The sequence below is a fragment of the Campylobacter sp. 7477a genome (genome assembly GCF_014892335.1).
In the GTDB taxonomy this organism is placed as follows: Bacteria; Campylobacterota; Campylobacteria; order Campylobacterales; family Campylobacteraceae; genus Campylobacter_A; species Campylobacter_A californiensis.
Genome location: NZ_JADBJH010000010.1, coordinates 10,370 through 26,339 on the forward strand (window position 1 = coordinate 10,370; position 15,970 = coordinate 26,339).

At 37.1% G+C, this 15,970-nt stretch carries 13 protein-coding genes; 1 reads left to right on the forward strand and 12 read right to left on the reverse strand.

The features are described 5' to 3' along the window. Window positions 1–55 precede the first annotated feature (55 nt). Genes CCAL5182_RS06030 through yajC form a run of 11 tightly spaced genes read right to left on the reverse strand, consistent with a single transcriptional unit; the run spans window position 56 to window position 13,360 of the window. Window positions 56–724: an endonuclease III domain-containing protein gene (locus CCAL5182_RS06030; RefSeq protein ID WP_169937384.1), complete on the reverse strand. Its 669-nt coding sequence runs from the start codon at window positions 722–724 to the stop codon at window positions 56–58. Further along, window positions 721–1,485: an ATP-binding protein gene (locus CCAL5182_RS06035; RefSeq protein ID WP_169937382.1), complete on the reverse strand. Its 765-nt coding sequence runs from the start codon at window positions 1,483–1,485 to the stop codon at window positions 721–723. The genes CCAL5182_RS06030 and CCAL5182_RS06035 overlap by 4 nt, the downstream gene beginning before the upstream one ends. Beyond that, window positions 1,478–4,432, reverse strand: a complete 2,955-nt coding sequence (gene mfd, locus CCAL5182_RS06040) for a transcription-repair coupling factor (RefSeq protein ID WP_336610511.1) — start codon at window positions 4,430–4,432, stop codon at window positions 1,478–1,480. Before mfd ends, CCAL5182_RS06035 begins: the two co-directional genes overlap by 8 nt. Beyond that, complete coding sequence (locus tag CCAL5182_RS06045; protein ID WP_336610544.1) at window positions 4,413–5,540, reverse strand: Mur ligase family protein; 1,128 nt, start codon at window positions 5,538–5,540, stop codon at window positions 4,413–4,415. Before CCAL5182_RS06045 ends, mfd begins: the two co-directional genes overlap by 20 nt. 54 nt (window positions 5,541–5,594) lie before the next feature. After that, window positions 5,595–7,163 carry a diguanylate cyclase gene (locus CCAL5182_RS06050; RefSeq protein ID WP_336610512.1) on the reverse strand — a complete coding sequence of 523 codons (1,569 nt, stop codon included), beginning with the start codon at window positions 7,161–7,163 and terminating at the stop codon, window positions 5,595–5,597. Continuing rightward, a complete protein-coding gene (gene lptE, locus CCAL5182_RS06055) occupies window positions 7,144–7,683 on the reverse strand; it encodes an LPS assembly lipoprotein LptE (RefSeq protein WP_336610513.1) in 540 nt (179 codons plus the stop codon). The genes CCAL5182_RS06050 and lptE overlap by 20 nt, the downstream gene beginning before the upstream one ends. A 3-nt stretch (window positions 7,684–7,686) precedes the next feature. Further along, window positions 7,687–10,158, reverse strand: a complete 2,472-nt coding sequence (gene leuS, locus CCAL5182_RS06060) for a leucine--tRNA ligase (RefSeq protein ID WP_336610514.1) — start codon at window positions 10,156–10,158, stop codon at window positions 7,687–7,689. Window positions 10,159–10,168: 10 nt separating this feature from the next. Then, window positions 10,169–10,507 (reverse strand): DUF6394 family protein, encoded by a 339-nt coding sequence (locus CCAL5182_RS06065; protein ID WP_169937372.1) that lies wholly within the window; start codon window positions 10,505–10,507, stop codon window positions 10,169–10,171. A 9-nt stretch (window positions 10,508–10,516) separates the two neighbouring features. Then, window positions 10,517–11,488 carry a protein translocase subunit SecF gene (secF, locus tag CCAL5182_RS06070; protein WP_336610515.1) on the reverse strand — a complete coding sequence of 324 codons (972 nt, stop codon included), beginning with the start codon at window positions 11,486–11,488 and terminating at the stop codon, window positions 10,517–10,519. Between the two features lie 15 nt (window positions 11,489–11,503). Next, the gene (secD, locus tag CCAL5182_RS06075) at window positions 11,504–13,087 is read right to left on the reverse strand and encodes a protein translocase subunit SecD (RefSeq protein WP_170000199.1); all 1,584 of its coding nucleotides are present in this window, start codon (window positions 13,085–13,087) and stop codon (window positions 11,504–11,506) included. Window positions 13,088–13,090: 3 nt separating this feature from the next. Beyond that, window positions 13,091–13,360, reverse strand: coding sequence for a preprotein translocase subunit YajC (gene yajC, locus CCAL5182_RS06080; RefSeq protein WP_169937367.1), 270 nt, complete (start codon window positions 13,358–13,360; stop codon window positions 13,091–13,093). Between yajC and CCAL5182_RS06085 the strand changes: the two genes are divergently transcribed. Further along, the gene (locus tag CCAL5182_RS06085; protein ID WP_336610516.1) at window positions 13,333–14,634 is read left to right on the forward strand and encodes an apolipoprotein N-acyltransferase; all 1,302 of its coding nucleotides are present in this window, start codon (window positions 13,333–13,335) and stop codon (window positions 14,632–14,634) included. The two genes, yajC and CCAL5182_RS06085, sit on opposite strands and share 28 nt — an antisense overlap. A 17-nt stretch (window positions 14,635–14,651) precedes the next feature. Here the strand turns inward: CCAL5182_RS06085 and metK are convergent, their stop codons facing one another. Then, entirely contained in the window at window positions 14,652–15,854 is a 1,203-nt protein-coding gene (metK, locus tag CCAL5182_RS06090; protein ID WP_169937363.1) for a methionine adenosyltransferase, read from the reverse strand. Between the last annotated feature and the right edge of the window lie 116 nt (window positions 15,855–15,970).

The following is a 15,970-nucleotide window of genomic DNA, read 5'->3' on the forward strand; positions in this document are numbered from 1 at the left end:
TTTAAAAGTAATAGGAGTATTTTACTCCATGAAATGTAAATTTAAAGTAACTTTATCAAATTTTTGTATTTTTTAGTACCAATTCTCCGCTTTCGCTCAAATTTTTGCCTTTGAAATTTTCCTTGCAAAACTCAAGTATGAGTCCATGGTATAGCTTTAAAATTTCAACTTCGTCGTATTTATCGCCTAAAATTTTATAAATTTTATCGTATTCAAGCGCGCTCAACCACTCGGAAGCCTCATCATAGCTTTCAAATTCATATCCTAAATGAGTTAAAATTCTAAGAGCATACGCATCAACTACCATATATGGTCTATTACAAGCATAAGCTAGTATCGCATCGCACGTCTCGGCGCCAACGCCTTTTACGCCAAGTAGCCACTCCCTATCAACACTCTCTTTAAAATTTTCAAAATTTTCAAATTCACTCTTTATTGCAGTGCAAAGTCCGTTTAGCCTCTTTGCCTTTGTGTTGTAAAATCCGCTAGGCTTTATAAGCATAGCAAGTTCTTGCACAGATAATGACAACACCGCATCAAGGCTTAGCTTGTTTGCGGTTTTTAAATTTAAAAGAGCTTTTTCTACATTTTTCCATGCGGTATTTTGAACGAGTATCGCACCGATAACAACTTCAAAAGTGCCCTCCTGTGGCCATCTTAACTCGTTAAAATCATCTCTTGTTTTGGAATTTAAAAGCGTCAAAAAAAGCTGAGTAGATGTCATTTAAAGCTATCCTTAAAAGCTATATAAAACTGCTTTGCTGTGCGTCCGCTACGACTTGCACGCAAAGTTGCATAGTTTTTAGCAAGCTCGTGAAGCTTCTCTTTATCTCCGGTATAATCCTTAAAATAAAAATCAACTATCTTTAGGTAGTCGTTAAAGCTACCTTGATAAAAACTTATCCAAAGACCAAATCTATCAGAAAGAGAAATTTTCTCCTGAGTTGCATCCGAGTAGTGAATTTCGTCTTGACTAACAAGAGTTGAAACATTATCGCTTTTATACTCGCTTAAAAGATGTCTTCGGTTTGAAGTAGCGTATATCAGGACGTTTTTAGGTGGTTTTTGTATAGAACCTTCCATGATCGGCTTTAAAAATTTATACTCTTTACTACCATCTTCAAAGCTCATATCATCGCAAAAGATGATAAATTTAAACTCGCTTTTTCTAATCTCATCTATGATTTCAGGCAAAAATCGCAGGTCATCACAGCCTATCTCAATAACCCTAAGCCCTTTTGTATAAAATTTAGTAAAGACAGCCTTTACTAAACTACTCTTACCGCATCCACGCTCGCCCCAAAGCAAGACGTGATTTGCCTCTTTTGAGTCTATAAATTTTTGAGTATTTTCAAGCAGTTGTTCTTTTTGTGTTTCTATGCCAAGGAGTGAATTTATATCTACAAAATCAATATCGCTAACCGCTACAAGCTCGTTTTTGCGTTCTCTAAAAACCGCTGCTAGGACATTTTCCCAATTAATCATTTAACCTCATTTCCTTTCTTAAATAGCTTAAAATTTCCTCAACTATATCGTCGTCGTCTTTGCTTCTTGACTTAAGTCTTACTTTTTCATCATTTTCTTTTGTTAAAACAATATTTTGATCAGCATTTGAGATCGATTTAAAACCGCATTTTAATGCTAAAATTTTTATGATTATAAGCTGTAAAAATTGAGCCGTATAAACATCTATCTTGCCAAATCTATCTTCAAGCTCACTTGCTATCTCATGAACAGCATTCACCTCATCACATTTGCTAAGTCTTCTATAAATTTCAAGACGCAAACGATCCTCTCTGATAAAATCTTGGTTTAAAAAGGCGTTTATGCTAAGTTTTAAGTCGATTTTATTTAACTTCACGCTTTGTTTGTTTAGAAGTAAATTTATCTCATCTTCAAGCATTTTTAAATAGAGCGAATACCCTATCGCTTCAATATGGCCGCTTTGCGCCTCGCCCATGATATTTCCACCACCTCTAATCTCAAGATCGTGATACGCAAGAACGCTTCCGGAGCCTAAAAATGAGTTACTTTCAAGCGCTACAAGCCTTTTTAGTGCATCTTTTGAAAGTGCTTGCTTGTCTTCAACTAAAAAATAACAGTAAGCCTGTTTATCGCCTCTACCAACACGACCTCTAAGCTGATGTAAGTCTGCCATGCCGAATTTATTTGCATTTTCGACGATTATTGTATTTGCGTTTGGCAAATGAATCCCGCTTTCTACTATACTTGTGCAAAGAAGCAAGTCGTATTCACCATCTTCAAATTTAATCATCTCATCTTCCGTGACCTGGACGCTTATCTTTGAGTGAAGGACGAGAATTCGTAATTTCGGTAAAATTTTAAGCAAATTCTTTTTGGTTTGCTCCATGTCAGCAATGTGATTATGTATATAAAAGACCTGTCCGCCACGCCTTAATTCTCGCATGATAGCCTCTTTTATAACCTTTTCGTCCCACTCTCTAACGTTTGTTCTAACATCAAGTCTTGAGCTAGGCGGAGTTTGTAAAACAGAGTAGGACTTGATCTGACTTAAAGCCATGTTTAAACTTCTTGGGATCGGCGTCGCACTCATGCTTAAGATGTGCGAAGTGGCTGAAATTTCTTTTAGTTTTTCTTTTTGCTTTACGCCAAATTTATGCTCTTCATCAACAACGATAAGACCCATTTTAGAAGCTTTTACGCTAAGTAAGGCATGGGTTCCTACACAAACGCAAGGTTCGCCGTCATTAAGCGCCTTTGTTATAACAGCCTTTTCTTTGGCGCTTGTAAATCTATCAAGCCTAAAAATTTTAATATCAAATCCATCAAAACGTTCTTTTAAGCTTTTATAGTGCTGCGAACTAAGTAGCGTCGTGGGAACAAAAAATAACGACTGAAAGCCAGACTTAACACAAGCAAATATTGCATTCATAGCAACTTCTGTTTTGCCAAAACCAACATCGCCGCTTAGCAAACGGTCCATCACGCGACCGCTTTTCAGATCGCTTAAAATTTCCTCAACAGCTCTTGTTTGGTCTTTTGTGTATTCAAAATTTGCCTTTTGGCTAAATTTTAGATACTCAAGATCGTTTTTATCTATCACTTCACCGTTTACTAGCTCACGTTGTGCTGCCATTGCTATGATTTTTGAAGCGATAACAAAGAGTTTTTCTCTAACTTTTTCTTTTATTTTTGCAAAACTTGCCTTGCCAAGCCTATCAAGCACTGCCGCCGAACCACTTTGTGCTATATATCGATCGATCATATTTAAGTGCTCTACCGGCAAAAGTAGTTTATCGTCATTTTGGTAAGCAATAACAACAAACTCTTTTGTCGCACCCAAAACGGTAACTTTCTCAAGTCCTAAAAATTTACCGATACCGTAGTCCTCGTGCACGACGTAGTCATTTATCTTTAGCTCATCAACGACTAAACTTGCACGTTTTACGCGTGATTTTTTCTCAAATTTATTTAGCGAAATTACGATATGTTCGCTTGAGGTTAAATTTATAACAAGCGGTGAGTTTATAAATTCTAAATTTTTAAATTCTTTTAAGTCGTATGTATTAAAAAGCCCTTCGTTTCTTGCTAAAACGGTGATCTTTTTATTTTGATTTAGTTCAAAAAAGTCCTTGTTTGGCGTTACGGATAGATCTTTATAAACCTTTGCTTCTGGCAAAATTTCAATGCTTTTAAGCGTCTTTAAATCACGCTCAAAATCATCAAAATTTATCTCTTTTACAAGCTTGCAGCTAAAATTTGTTAGATAATCGACAAAGTCATCTATCACCCAAAACCCAAGTGAATTTATATCACCAAGCAAAGCATCCGTATTTAAAGAGCCGATCTTCTCATTTACGTTTTCAAATTCATCTTTGCTTAAATTTGCAATAAAAGGAGTTATCTCAACGCTCTCAAGCTCTATTTTATGGCTGATTTGCGTTGACGGAGAGTAATTTCTTATACTCTCAACCTCATCGTCAAAAAGTAAAATTCTAACCGGTTCATCCGAGCCTATCGCAAAAATATCAATAATATCGCCTCTGACACTAAACTCACCGACACTCTCGACGATATCTACTGCCTCGTATCCAAGACGCATAAGCTCATCCTCAAGCTCGTTTAAATTTACCTTATCGGCAAAATTTATACTTTTGCTTTGCAAGTGTTTTTTTGCAGGAAGCTGGTTTAAAAGCGTGCATACTGGACTTATAATAATCTTTTTGCCATCAAATTTATAATACTTGCTAAGAATGGTAGAAATTTCAAAAAGCTCTTGACTAAAACTACGAAGATCATCTCCGAAGCGAGCACGAAAATCAGGAAGCTTAAACGACTTGTATCCTGCAAATTCCGCCGCATCGGCACATAAATTCGCCTCTTTATCATCTTCGCAAATTAAAATTTCGCAACTATTTTTTGAAAGATACTCATAAACCTTTGCTTGCATAAAACTCTCTTAAAAATGCCTCTACCAAATAAAACGAACCAAATGCCAAATACTTCTCGCCTTGATCAAATTTTACACCGCCAAATTCTTTCCGCTCAAAGCCAAGCTCGTCTAAAGTATGCTTTATTTCGTTTGTTGCAAGCTCTCTACCGTCACTTGGATACTCAAAAACCTCAACACGTTTTATGATAGGTTTTAGTGCCTTTAAAACCGCACGGTAGTCTTTATCAAAAAACGAGTTATAGATAAGAACTAATTTCTCATCCTTAAATTTTCTTGCTATGGCTTGTGCGCCAAGTTCATTATGTCCGACGTCTATAAATACATTTGGTGCGATTTGTTCACATCTTCCGCTAAGATCGAGTGCTTTTAAATTTGAAATATCAAGCTTGCCTAGTATTTTTTTGGCAGCTGCTGCGGCTAAATTTAAATTCGAATACAAAAACTCAGGTAACGCAAATTTCTTTTCATAGGCTTTTAAATTTTCATAGTCGTTTTTGTCTAAAATTTCATTTGCATAACTAAGCTTAGCATCTTTTTCTGCTGCTATATCGTTGGCTATTTTGGCACATATAGGCTGCATTGTGTCGTTCATTATCGCTTCGCCACTCTTGCTTATGGCATTAAATTTAGTCCTTGCTATCTCTTCTATGCTTGAGCCCAAAACCCCAACATGATCAAAACCGATAGGAGTAAACAGGCTAAGCCTTTTATTAAAGACGTTTGTCGCATCAAACTCTCCGCCTATACCTGCTTCACAGATAAAATACTCACACTCTTCAAAAAGCACCGCAGCAAGTAGAGTAGCATACTCAAAATAGCTTGTCTTAAAGACAAATTCCTGAGGTAAAATTTCAAGCAGTCTCTCGTGAGCTTTTTGTAAAATTTCATCACTTGCAACTTTGCCGTTTAGCCAAAATCTCTCATTAAACTCAAAAATATGCGGACTTGTATAGTGCCCCACACTCTTTCCATTTAAATGCAAAATTTGAGCCAAAAACCTACCCGTGCTACCTTTCCCGTTTGTTCCTATGACATGCACGATCTTAAATGGCTTTATGTCCGAACATATCTTCTTCCATGCACACGGCATACGTTCATAATCCATCTCTTTATAAAAAAGTGGTTTGCCGTTTAGTAAACTTTTTAAATTTTGCAAATTTTACTCTATAATCTTTGGCATTACTTGGTTGCGACCGTTTTGTTTTGAGCTATAAAGCATCTTGTCGGCACTCTCAAGAGTTAAGGTTTCATTTATGTTAGCACTTCTTGTTGCGACTCCTGCACTTATAGTAACCTTGATACGATCGTCTTTATATATAAATTTAAAACCCTCTATCACGCTTCTTACCTTGTCGGCAAATTTTACAGCATCGTTTAAATTTGTATTTGGAAGTAAGACGATAAATTCCTCTCCACCGTATCTACCGATAAAGTCTATTTTTCTAACATGTTTTTTAAGAAGTTGCGCAACGGCTGAAAGTATAACATCTCCGGCATCATGCCCATATCCGTCGTTGATCTTTTTAAAGAAATCAATATCAACAAAGCAAAGCGAGTAGTCGATACCGTATCTCTTATAAGCGTCCTCTATCTTTTGAAGTTCGCTCATTAGTGCGCGTTTTGTGGCGACTTTGGTTAAAAAGTCCTCTTTGCTTTCTAATTTTGCCGCTTCAAGTTCTTTTTCAAGCGAGCTTACACGCTCTTTTAGCTCCGAGATGGTTTGTTGTTTTTTGTTCATCTCATTGCCAAATTCTCGACTTTCTATCTCTAAAGCGTTAGCAACGTTTAAAAGTATCGTTCTTATCTGCTCGATGCCCGTTCTGTTTAAAGTGACATCTTTTAGATTGTTTTGAATGTCTTGCATCTTTAAAGAGCTGGTTTTAGAACTTGCGGCTATGTCTGAAATTTTATCCCCGATAGTTCCAAGCACGACATTTAACAAGCCTACCTTTTCTTTTATCTCTGCTCTATCTTTTTCTCTCCTAAGATCAACAAAAGAGCTTATCTTGTCTTGTAGATCTTGCTCACTAAGTCCTAGTGGATTTTTCTTTATAATGCCTGTCAACTCATCAAGCTTATCGCCAAGCTCGGTCGTTATCGAAGGCTCTAGCATCTTTATAAAAAGTTCCGTTATGGCCGCGATACCGGAATTTTCATTTTTAACAGTTAGGAAATTTTCAAGTTCCTTACTCATCTCCTGTAAATCATCAAAGCTTTTAACTCCATAGTATTTTAAAAAGTCTAGGTATTCGTCATTGTATGAGCTAACAAAGTCAAACCACCTTTCTCTCATCGTATCTAGTGTTTGCGGATCATACTTCTTGGCTAAAAGTTGCATACCCTGCTCTGCCAAAGCTTTTGCATCTTTATTATGCAGGATAGAAATAGCCTGAAGAATTCTTCTAGCAAAAGCATTTAATGACTGGTTTGTCTTTACATTATTTTCATTAGACTTAGTAGCACTCGTGCTCCTACCTAGTCTTGCCGTCATAAACGCCACAAACTCATCTACTGTTTTTATGTTAAGCGATAGTGCTTGATTTTTATACTCTCCTCCGAGCCTTGAGATGTATTTTTCTATTTTTCTACTTTCTTCAGTACTAAAGCCGTATTTTTTTGAAATTTCATTAAATACGTCGGTGTAATTTTCAGGCGTTAGCATTAAATGGCGGTTTTTGATCTCTGTTAACGCCTCTTTTACTATTTGGCTAACGGTTACGGCTGCCATTTTGATATCCTTTTAGTGCTAAATTTGCTATGTACTCATCAAATGCTTCTTTTGAAGCCTCTTTTATCGCTTCATATCTTTCGGTATCACTTATGACACTATCTGCATATCTGGTATTTTGCAAACGCCTTGCGATACTAAAGTCATGCTCTCCGCTTGTGGTAATATTTACAACACTTCCATCCTTAAGCCTTGTTTTAAAATTTAAATTTAAAATAGCCCTATATGAAGTAATGTATCCGTATTGATCATAAACAGCGGCCTGATACGATAAAGAGCCTACTGATATAATTATTGACATATCGGCATTTTGGTCATCACTTAGTGTTTTGTTAAGACGTGAAACGACGCCCTCTTTTACAGCGTCTTTTACCCAAACGCTATTTTTTGGCTCGGTTTTGCTAATGACAACATCAACATAAACACTCTCGCCGGTCATTTCTTTGGTAATTTTAGACACAGGTTTATACCCACATCCAGCAAGCATCAAAGCCATAAAAACACTAATAAAAAACTTCAAATTTTATCCTTTGATAACCAAATTTACAAGTTTGCCTTTGACATAAATTTCTTTTATAATCTCTTTGCCTTCAAGCCATTTTGCCGTTTGTTCTTTTGCTTCTTTTAATACTTCACTCTCACTAGAATTAGCACTCATCTCAAATTCGGCTCTTTTTTTACCATTTATCGTAACGGCTAACTTTATCGTGTCTTTTACAAAAACCTCGTCTAAAATTTCTATCTCGCCAAAATTCTTTCTACCAAAAAGCTTATCGCTAAGCTCACATGCGATGTGTGGTACGATAGGCTCAAGTAAATTTAAGATGATGAAAAATCCCTCTGCGCTTACCTCATCGTTATCTTGAGCGTTTATGGCGTTCAATGCCTCCATGCAAGCAGCTATCAAGGTGTTAAACGTAAAGCTTTGAGTAAATACATCACGGGATTTAGCAAGTGCCTCATAGACCTTTAGACGTGCGTATTTTTCCTCTTTGTTTAGACCTGCATGCTCTATGGCTGGAATTTTATCGCACGGCTTGATGCTTTGAGCCCTATCCCAAAGACGGTTTAAAAACCTATAAGCGCCCTCTACTGCACTGTCGTTCCATTCAAGCTCTTTTTGAGGAGGAGCGGCAAATAATATAAATAGCCTTGCCGTATCGGCTCCATATTTGTTTATGATATCATCGGGATCTACAACATTGCCTTTGCTCTTACTCATTTTTTTGCCGTCTTTTAAGACCATTCCTTGAGTAAGCAAATTTTTAAATGGCTCGTCATCTCTCATATAGCCAAGATCGCGAAGAACTTTTTGGAAAAATCTCGCATAAAGCAGGTGAAGTATGGCATGCTCGATACCGCCGATGTATTGATCGACATTCATCCAATAATCAACGCCTTTTTTATCAAGTGCTGTGTCGTTCCATGTGCGCTCATCACTAGCGTATCTAGCAAAATACCAACTACTTTGCACAAAAGTATCCATAGTATCCGTCTCTCTTATGGCATCACAACCGCATTTTGGACACTTCGTATGTTTCCATGTCGGATGTTTATCGAGTGGATTTCCCTCTCCTGTTATCTCAACATCATCAGGTAGAGCAACCGGTAAATTTTTCTCATCTTCAGCCACAACGCCACATTTTGGACAATGCACTATCGGTATCGGAGCACCCCAGTATCTTTGGCGAGAAATTCCCCAATCCCTAAGTTTAAAATTTACCACTCTTTTTCCAAGCTTTAGCTCTTCAAATTTTTCTATCATAGCCATTTTGGCTTCTTCGCTACTAAGTCCGTTTATAAGTGGAGAATTTATAGAAACACCGTAGTCGCCGGTGGCTTTTGGACGCATTATCTCGCCATTATTTTCCTCTGTCTTAATAACAGAAACTATCGGTAAATCAAATGCACTTGCAAAGTCAAAGTCACGCTGATCGTGTGCAGGAACAGACATGATAGCACCGCTACCATAGTCGGCTAGGATGAAATTTGCAACCCATACAGGAATTTTTTCATTAGTAAGCGGATGGGTTACATAAATTCCCAAGAATACACCGTCTTTCTCGATAGCTTGGCGCTCTCTTGGGCTTTGGTTAAGGATTGATTTTATTTTTGACTTTTTATCTTCATCAAGAGTGTTGCCGTCTAAAAGCGCTTTAACAATAGCATGCTCTGGAGCTAAAGCCGTATATGTAACACCGTAAATCGTATCAGGACGAGTTGTAAATACCTCAAAACCATCAAATTTATCGCCTAAAATTTTCTTTGAATCATCATCAAGATAAAATTTAAATTCAAGACCAAAGCTTTTACCTATCCAATTTTCCTGCATGGTTAAAACTTGACTTGGCCACTTGCCCTCAAGCGTTTTAAGGTCGTTTAATAACTCATCTGCATACTGCGTTATCTTAAAATAATACCCAGGAAACTCTCTTTGGACAACCTCATTGCCACATCTCCAGCAACATCCCTCTTCTACCTGTTCATTAGCCAGAACGGTTTGATCGTGCTCACACCAGTTTACTATGGCGCTCTTACGATAAACCAATCCCTCTTTAAACATCTTTATAAAAAAGCTTTGCTCCCATTTTGTATAGATAGGATCCGAAGTCGCAAGCTCACGTCTTTTAGAAAAAGACAGTCCTAAAGTACGAAGCTCTTTAGTCATATAATCTATATTTTCATAAGTCCAAATTCTAGGATGAATTTTATTTTTTATAGCTGCATTTTCAGCCGGCATACCAAAGCTATCAAAGCCTATCGGATGAAGCACGTTAAAGCCTTGCGTGCGGTAATATCTAGCAAGAGCATCGCCTATGGAGTAGTTTCTAACGTGACCCATATGTATACGACCGCTAGGATACGGAAACATGCTTAGGATATATTTTTTAGGCAGGCTATAGTCGTCTTTTGGTTCAAATTCCCCATTTTTAGCCCAAATTTCTTGCCATTTTTTCTCTACATCCAAAGCATTGTATTTTAAATTTTCAGCCATTTAATATCTCCTAAAATTCTTCTTGAGTTTTTGCAGACTCGATCAAAACAAGTGCTAATGAAAAGACGTTTGCGATAACTGCTCCTATAACAAGCGAGTAGCAAAGTGTCATATTGGCATTAACCTGAAGCACCACAAATGCCGGTATAAGGTGCAAGTCCGCAACAAGCGAACTAGCAAAAAGCTCCGCAGAAAATATGTTTTTAACACCGATTTTAAGTAGTGTTGAAACAAGATTTATACTAGCTGCGATAAAAAGCGCTATTTCATTTTTATCATACAAAAACTCAGCTGCAGTAGTTAAGCTCATAAGAGCGAAAAATATATATACAACCTTTCCCCAGTTCATATTAACTCCTTATACTACACCCTTTTCATACATAGCGCGCTCACGCTCTCTCTCTTTTTTAAGCTTCGCTTTTTCTCCAAGCTTAGCCCTATACTCATCCACGCTAAATTTAAGCCATACAAGAAACGGAGATGCTGTATAAACCGAGCTAAATGTTCCTATCAAAACACCAACCATAAGTATAAATGAAAAACCATTTATCATATCTCCGCCAAACATATATAGTATAAATACAACTATAAATGTCGAACCTGACGTTAATATCGTCCTTGATAGTGTAGCCGAAACAGACTCATTTATGATACCGTTTATATCGTTTCGCTTGCTTGTAGTTATACTCTCTCTTATACGGTCAAATATAATAATAGTATCATTTAATGAGTATCCAAGCACCGTTAGCACGGCAGCTAAAGTATCTAAATTTACATCTATAGCAAAAAGAGAAATAGCACCAAGCGTGATAACAACGTCGTGAATTTCAGATATAACAGCAGCAAGTGCAAATCTCCACTCAAAGCGAAGTGCTATATATATAAGCACCGCTCCAAATGAGATAAGTATTGCCATAAGTGCCTTTTCTCTAAGCTCTCCACCAACCTTTGGTCCAACTATATCAACACGTCTTATCTCAACGTTGCCTGTATCTTTCAAAAGCTCTTTTGCTACAGCGCCGATATCAGTGCCTATATCTGAACTTGAACCCGAAAAACGAACAACCACTTCGCGATCGCTACCAAATTCCGTTACAGAAGCATTTTTTAACATTTCGTTTGCACTAAACGCATCTCTTATCTTATCAAGAGGTGCTTTTTCATCATATCTTAACTGTATAAGCGTGCCTCCTGAAAAGTCTATGCCGTAGTTTAGTCCCTTGGTTGCAAGCAAGAAAATAGAGCCGAAAAATAGTATAGCAGAGATGATGACTGAAGTAATTTTAAGCTTCATAAAGTCATAGACTCTAGCCTTTGTAAAAATTTGCATTATTAACCCTTAAATTTATTTATCTCTTCTGTAGCCAAACCACAGCCTTGTGTTACCACTTCGTTCTATCTTATCTATAAATAGATCAAAAAATCCGTGTGTTCCAAGTATCGCAGTAAGCATAGATATCAAGATACCGATACTCATTGTTACCGCAAAGCCTTTAACCGGTCCCGTGCCGTATGCGTATAAGGCTATAACTGTAATTAGTGTCGTGATATTTGCGTCCACAATAGCGCTCATAGCATTTTCATAGCCCTTTTTCACGCTTGTTTTAAGGTTTGCTCCCTCTCTTAAGAACTCTCTTATACGCTCATTTATGATAACATTAGCATCAACAGCCATACCGATAGTAAGAACGATACCGGCCATACCAGGCAGTGTTAGAGTTGCTCCAAAAAGCGCCATTACGGCAACTAGGATTATGATATTTGCCACCAAAGCGATATTTGCAAACACGCCCGACATTCCGTAGTAAATCATCATAAAAACAACTATAAACATAGCGGCTCCTGCAAGTGCTGTCATGCTTTTTTGTATACTTTCAGCTCCCAAAGATGGTCCTACACTACGTTTTTCAAGTACTTTAACGGGAGCAAGCAAAGCGCCGCTTCTAAGCGCGATAGCCACGTCATGGGCCTCTTCTACGCTAAAGCCGCCACTTATCTGACCGCTTCCGCCACCTATCCTTTCATTGATCACTGGGGCTGAATAAACCTTACCGTCAAGCACTATAGCTAGACGTTTTCCAACATTTGCTCCGGTAAAATCACCAAAAATTCTAGCTCCTTCGGAATTAAGAGAGAAATTTATTATAGGTTGATTGTTTTGTTGAGAGAAAGCAACTTTTGCATCTGTTAGCATGGAGCCATCAAGAACAGGGATGTTTTTAACCACGTATTTAAACTGTTCGTTTTTAGCGTCTGGATATATAATATCGCCGTAACTTTCAGCTTGTGCCGCACTCATAGTGTTTGCTTGATCTTGACGTTTATCGTCTACCGCCATAAGCTGCAAATGCGCTGCTTTTGCGATAAGATCGCGAGCACGTTGCTCATCTTCTTGAGTTTTGATACCGGGAAGTTCGACTAAAATTTTATCCTCACCCTGTCTTGCAACGGTAGGTTCTGCCAAACCAAATTGGTCTAGTCTGTTGCGTATCGTCTCAACAGCTTGAGCGATAGCGTATTCTACCGTAGCAGCACGCTCCTCTTGGGTTAGCATTATTGTGTATTTCAAGCCATCTTTTTGAATTTCTAAGCCTACTATCTCTTTTAGCGCAGCATCTATTTTAGGTGCTTCATCGCTATCAAGTAGGGTAAATTCTACGCTATCTTGTCTGATTTTAAATTTATCGATTAAAACATCTTCTTTTTTTGCATAGTAGTTTATGCTTCCTGCGATAGATTTTATCTTGGAATTTATAGCCTCGTGTGTTTCAACACCAAGAAGCATGTGTAAACCGCCTTGCAAGTCAAGACCTAGTGAAATTTTAGATCCGCCTTGAGTTTGCAAAAAAGAAGGCATCGAAAAAACGATACCAAACACCAAGGCGATTATAAGAATAATCAGCCTATAAGTTACCTTTGTACTACGCATGTTTTAGGCTTCGATCTTTTTAGCCACAAACTCGCGTGAAAGACGAACGATTACGTCATCGTTAAGCTTTACTTTGATAAAATCGTCTTCCGGTTTAACCACTTCACAAATAAGTCCGCCGCTAGTGATGATTTTATCGCCTTTTTCCAAAGCTTTTATCATCTGAGCATGTTGCTTTTGCTGTTTTTGTTGTGGTCTTATAACCAAAAAGTAAAAAATCGCAAAAAGCACGATTAGAGGTAGTAATGAAGCAAAAAAATCTCCGTTTTGCATGGGTTTCCTTAGTTTTAAATTTTTTAAGCAGATATTTTAGCACTAAAATTATAATAAAAGCCTTTGTCGGCGCATTTTTACTGGCAAACTTTATTTTTTTAGCACCTTTTAACAACTCATTATTTGATCTTATGTCGCCATTTCTAACACTTGCAGGGATATATACCGTGATCACTTCAACTAGAGCTGGGTTTTTTGCGGCTGGGTTTTTTAGTGGAATTTTGTGGTTTTACTGGATAAGTTTTAGCTTTATTTATTACGACTTAGGTTGGTTAATCCCAATTGTGATTTTATCTATCGCTACTATTTACGGGTTTATTTTTTGGGCGGCAAGCTTTCCAAGTTTTATCGCATTAAGGGCCGTGGTACTTTTTATTTTTAGCTATATTCATCCGTTTGGATTTAATTGGTTTAATCTTGAAGCAACACTTGTATTGGGCGCATTTGACCCAAGCGCAAGAGGTCTTGCTTTTATGTTTTTGGCTGCGATATCTTTAGCATATTTTTCTAAAATTTATAAATTTATAGCGGTTTTTATCTGTCTTGTTTGCGCCTTGCAGTTTGATAGCAAAGATGTCAAGATTTTGCCATTTGAACTGCAGCTAACAAATTCAGATATTTTACAAAGACAAAGATGGGATAAAGAGCTAAAAAATAATTTTATAAATGAAAATTTGGCCGTGATAGATGATGCTATCAACAATGGCAAACGAGCTATATTAATGCCAGAAAGTGCCTTTCCTACATTTATAACACATGAATCAAATTTACAAACAGAACTAAAAGAAAAATCAAAACAAATCGCAATCATTGCAGGCGGTTTAGCTTATGAGAACAAGCAAATTTATAACTCCGCCTTTTTCTTTGATAAAGGCGAAATGAAACGCTTTGACAAGCTAATCTTAGTGCCTTTTGGAGAGGAAATTCCGCTTCCAAATTTCATAAAAGAGATAATAAACAAGATGTTTTTTGACGGTGCGCAGGATTTTCAAACAGCAAAAACGTTAAGTGATTACGAGATAGACGGAGTTAAGATACGTAATGCGATATGTTATGAAGCGACTCGTGACGAGCTTTATGAGGGAGAATTTTATGTTATGTTTGCCATTACCAACAACGGCTGGTTTAAAGCCAGATATTTTCCTTCAACAGAGCCTATTTTGCAAAGAAATTTATTAAAATATTACGCTACAAAATACAATAAAACTATATATCATAGTGTAAATGGAAGTCCAAGCGAGATAATTACACCAAAAAAGAGCCTGTTTAATTAGGCTCTCATAAAAATTTATTAAGCTATCAAGCCTTTAAATAGATTAACGCTGTCAAGTTTTTCCCATGGATATTTTGCATCGCCAACTTGACCTTTTGCAGCAACTTTTGCATATAAAAATGTATCTTTGCCGGGCTTATCAAGTCCAAATTTATTGGTTATCCATTTTGGAGTTAGAGGGAAATTTTGCATAACAAAATTTGAAAGCATATCATCATTTATGCCCTCCACTTGCGTTCCCATCGTATCAACACTAACAGAAGTTGGTTTTGCAACACCTATAGCATAGCTAATTTGAACTATGCACTTTTTAGCAAGTCCTGCCGCAACGATATTTTTAGCTATATATCTAGCCGCATAAAGACCGCTTCTATCAACCTTAGTGTAGTCTTTTGAACTTTGCGCACCACCGCCTATCGGGGCATATCCGCCAAAACTATCTACGATAAGCTTACGTCCTGTTAAACCACTATCGTGAAGCGAGCTGTGATTTACATATCTACCGGTTGGGTTTATGTAGATGATAGTTTTTTCTTTATTATATAGCTCTTTTGGAAGTCCGGTATCATCGATAAGTTCTTGAACTAAATTTCTAAGCTCTTTTATGCCCATTTCTTCTATACAAGGTGCTGAAACGACTATAGTATGGATACTTTGAGGCTTGCAATTTTCAAAATTATCCTTTGTGCCATAATCAATAGTAACTTGTGTTTTTATATCAACCCCTAATTTATCAGGATTTGCTTTTGCAAATTTATAGACTTTATTGCACAGCATACGAGCATAAGTTATAGCTGCAGGCATGTATTCTTTCGCCTCACAACTTGCAAAACCAAACATAATACCTTGATCGCCGGCGCCTATCTCTCCGCTTTCTTGATCAACTCCTTGGTTGATGTCAGGACTTTGTTGGTTTAAATAAACCTTAACCTCAATATCATCAGGATGCAAACATTGCTCTTTTGTAAAATTTGACTTACCGTTATATCCGATATGAGCCAAAGCATCCTTTACGATGCGCTCATAGTCGCGATATGAAAGGCTTACTTTTGAGTTTATTTCTCCTCCGATAACGATATTTTTACCTGCCACAAAAACCTCGCTTGCAACGCGACCGTTTGGATCTTCTGTTAAAATTTTATCAACGATACTATCAGCAATTATATCGGCGCATTTGTCAGGATGTCCCGGACTTACGACTTCAGACGTAAAAAGATACATAAAAATTTCCTTTATCCTTAAATAATTAGGCGTAATTGTAGCATTTCATCTTAAAATTTATATTAATCAAATATTAAATTTTATTTCTTTCAGCCTTTTTTGGATATACTTAAGTT

Coding starts and splice junctions, on each gene's coding strand:
- CCAL5182_RS06065 (WP_169937372.1), bottom strand. CDS start 10,507: ATGAACTGGGGAAAGGTTGTATATATATTTTTCGCTCTTATGAGCTTA.
- mfd (WP_336610511.1), bottom strand. CDS start 4,432: ATGCAAGCAAAGGTTTATGAGTATCTTTCAAAAAATAGTTGCGAAATT.
- CCAL5182_RS06035 (WP_169937382.1), bottom strand. CDS start 1,485: ATGATTAATTGGGAAAATGTCCTAGCAGCGGTTTTTAGAGAACGCAAA.
- secF (WP_336610515.1), bottom strand. CDS start 11,488: ATGCAAATTTTTACAAAGGCTAGAGTCTATGACTTTATGAAGCTTAAA.
- yajC (WP_169937367.1), bottom strand. CDS start 13,360: ATGCAAAACGGAGATTTTTTTGCTTCATTACTACCTCTAATCGTGCTT.
- CCAL5182_RS06030 (WP_169937384.1), bottom strand. CDS start 724: ATGACATCTACTCAGCTTTTTTTGACGCTTTTAAATTCCAAAACAAGA.
- CCAL5182_RS06050 (WP_336610512.1), bottom strand. CDS start 7,163: ATGGCAGCCGTAACCGTTAGCCAAATAGTAAAAGAGGCGTTAACAGAG.
- metK (WP_169937363.1), bottom strand. CDS start 15,854: ATGTATCTTTTTACGTCTGAAGTCGTAAGTCCGGGACATCCTGACAAA.
- CCAL5182_RS06085 (WP_336610516.1), top strand. CDS start 13,333: ATGAAGCAAAAAAATCTCCGTTTTGCATGGGTTTCCTTAGTTTTAAAT.
- secD (WP_170000199.1), bottom strand. CDS start 13,087: ATGCGTAGTACAAAGGTAACTTATAGGCTGATTATTCTTATAATCGCC.
- CCAL5182_RS06045 (WP_336610544.1), bottom strand. CDS start 5,540: ATGGATTATGAACGTATGCCGTGTGCATGGAAGAAGATATGTTCGGAC.
- leuS (WP_336610514.1), bottom strand. CDS start 10,158: ATGGCTGAAAATTTAAAATACAATGCTTTGGATGTAGAGAAAAAATGG.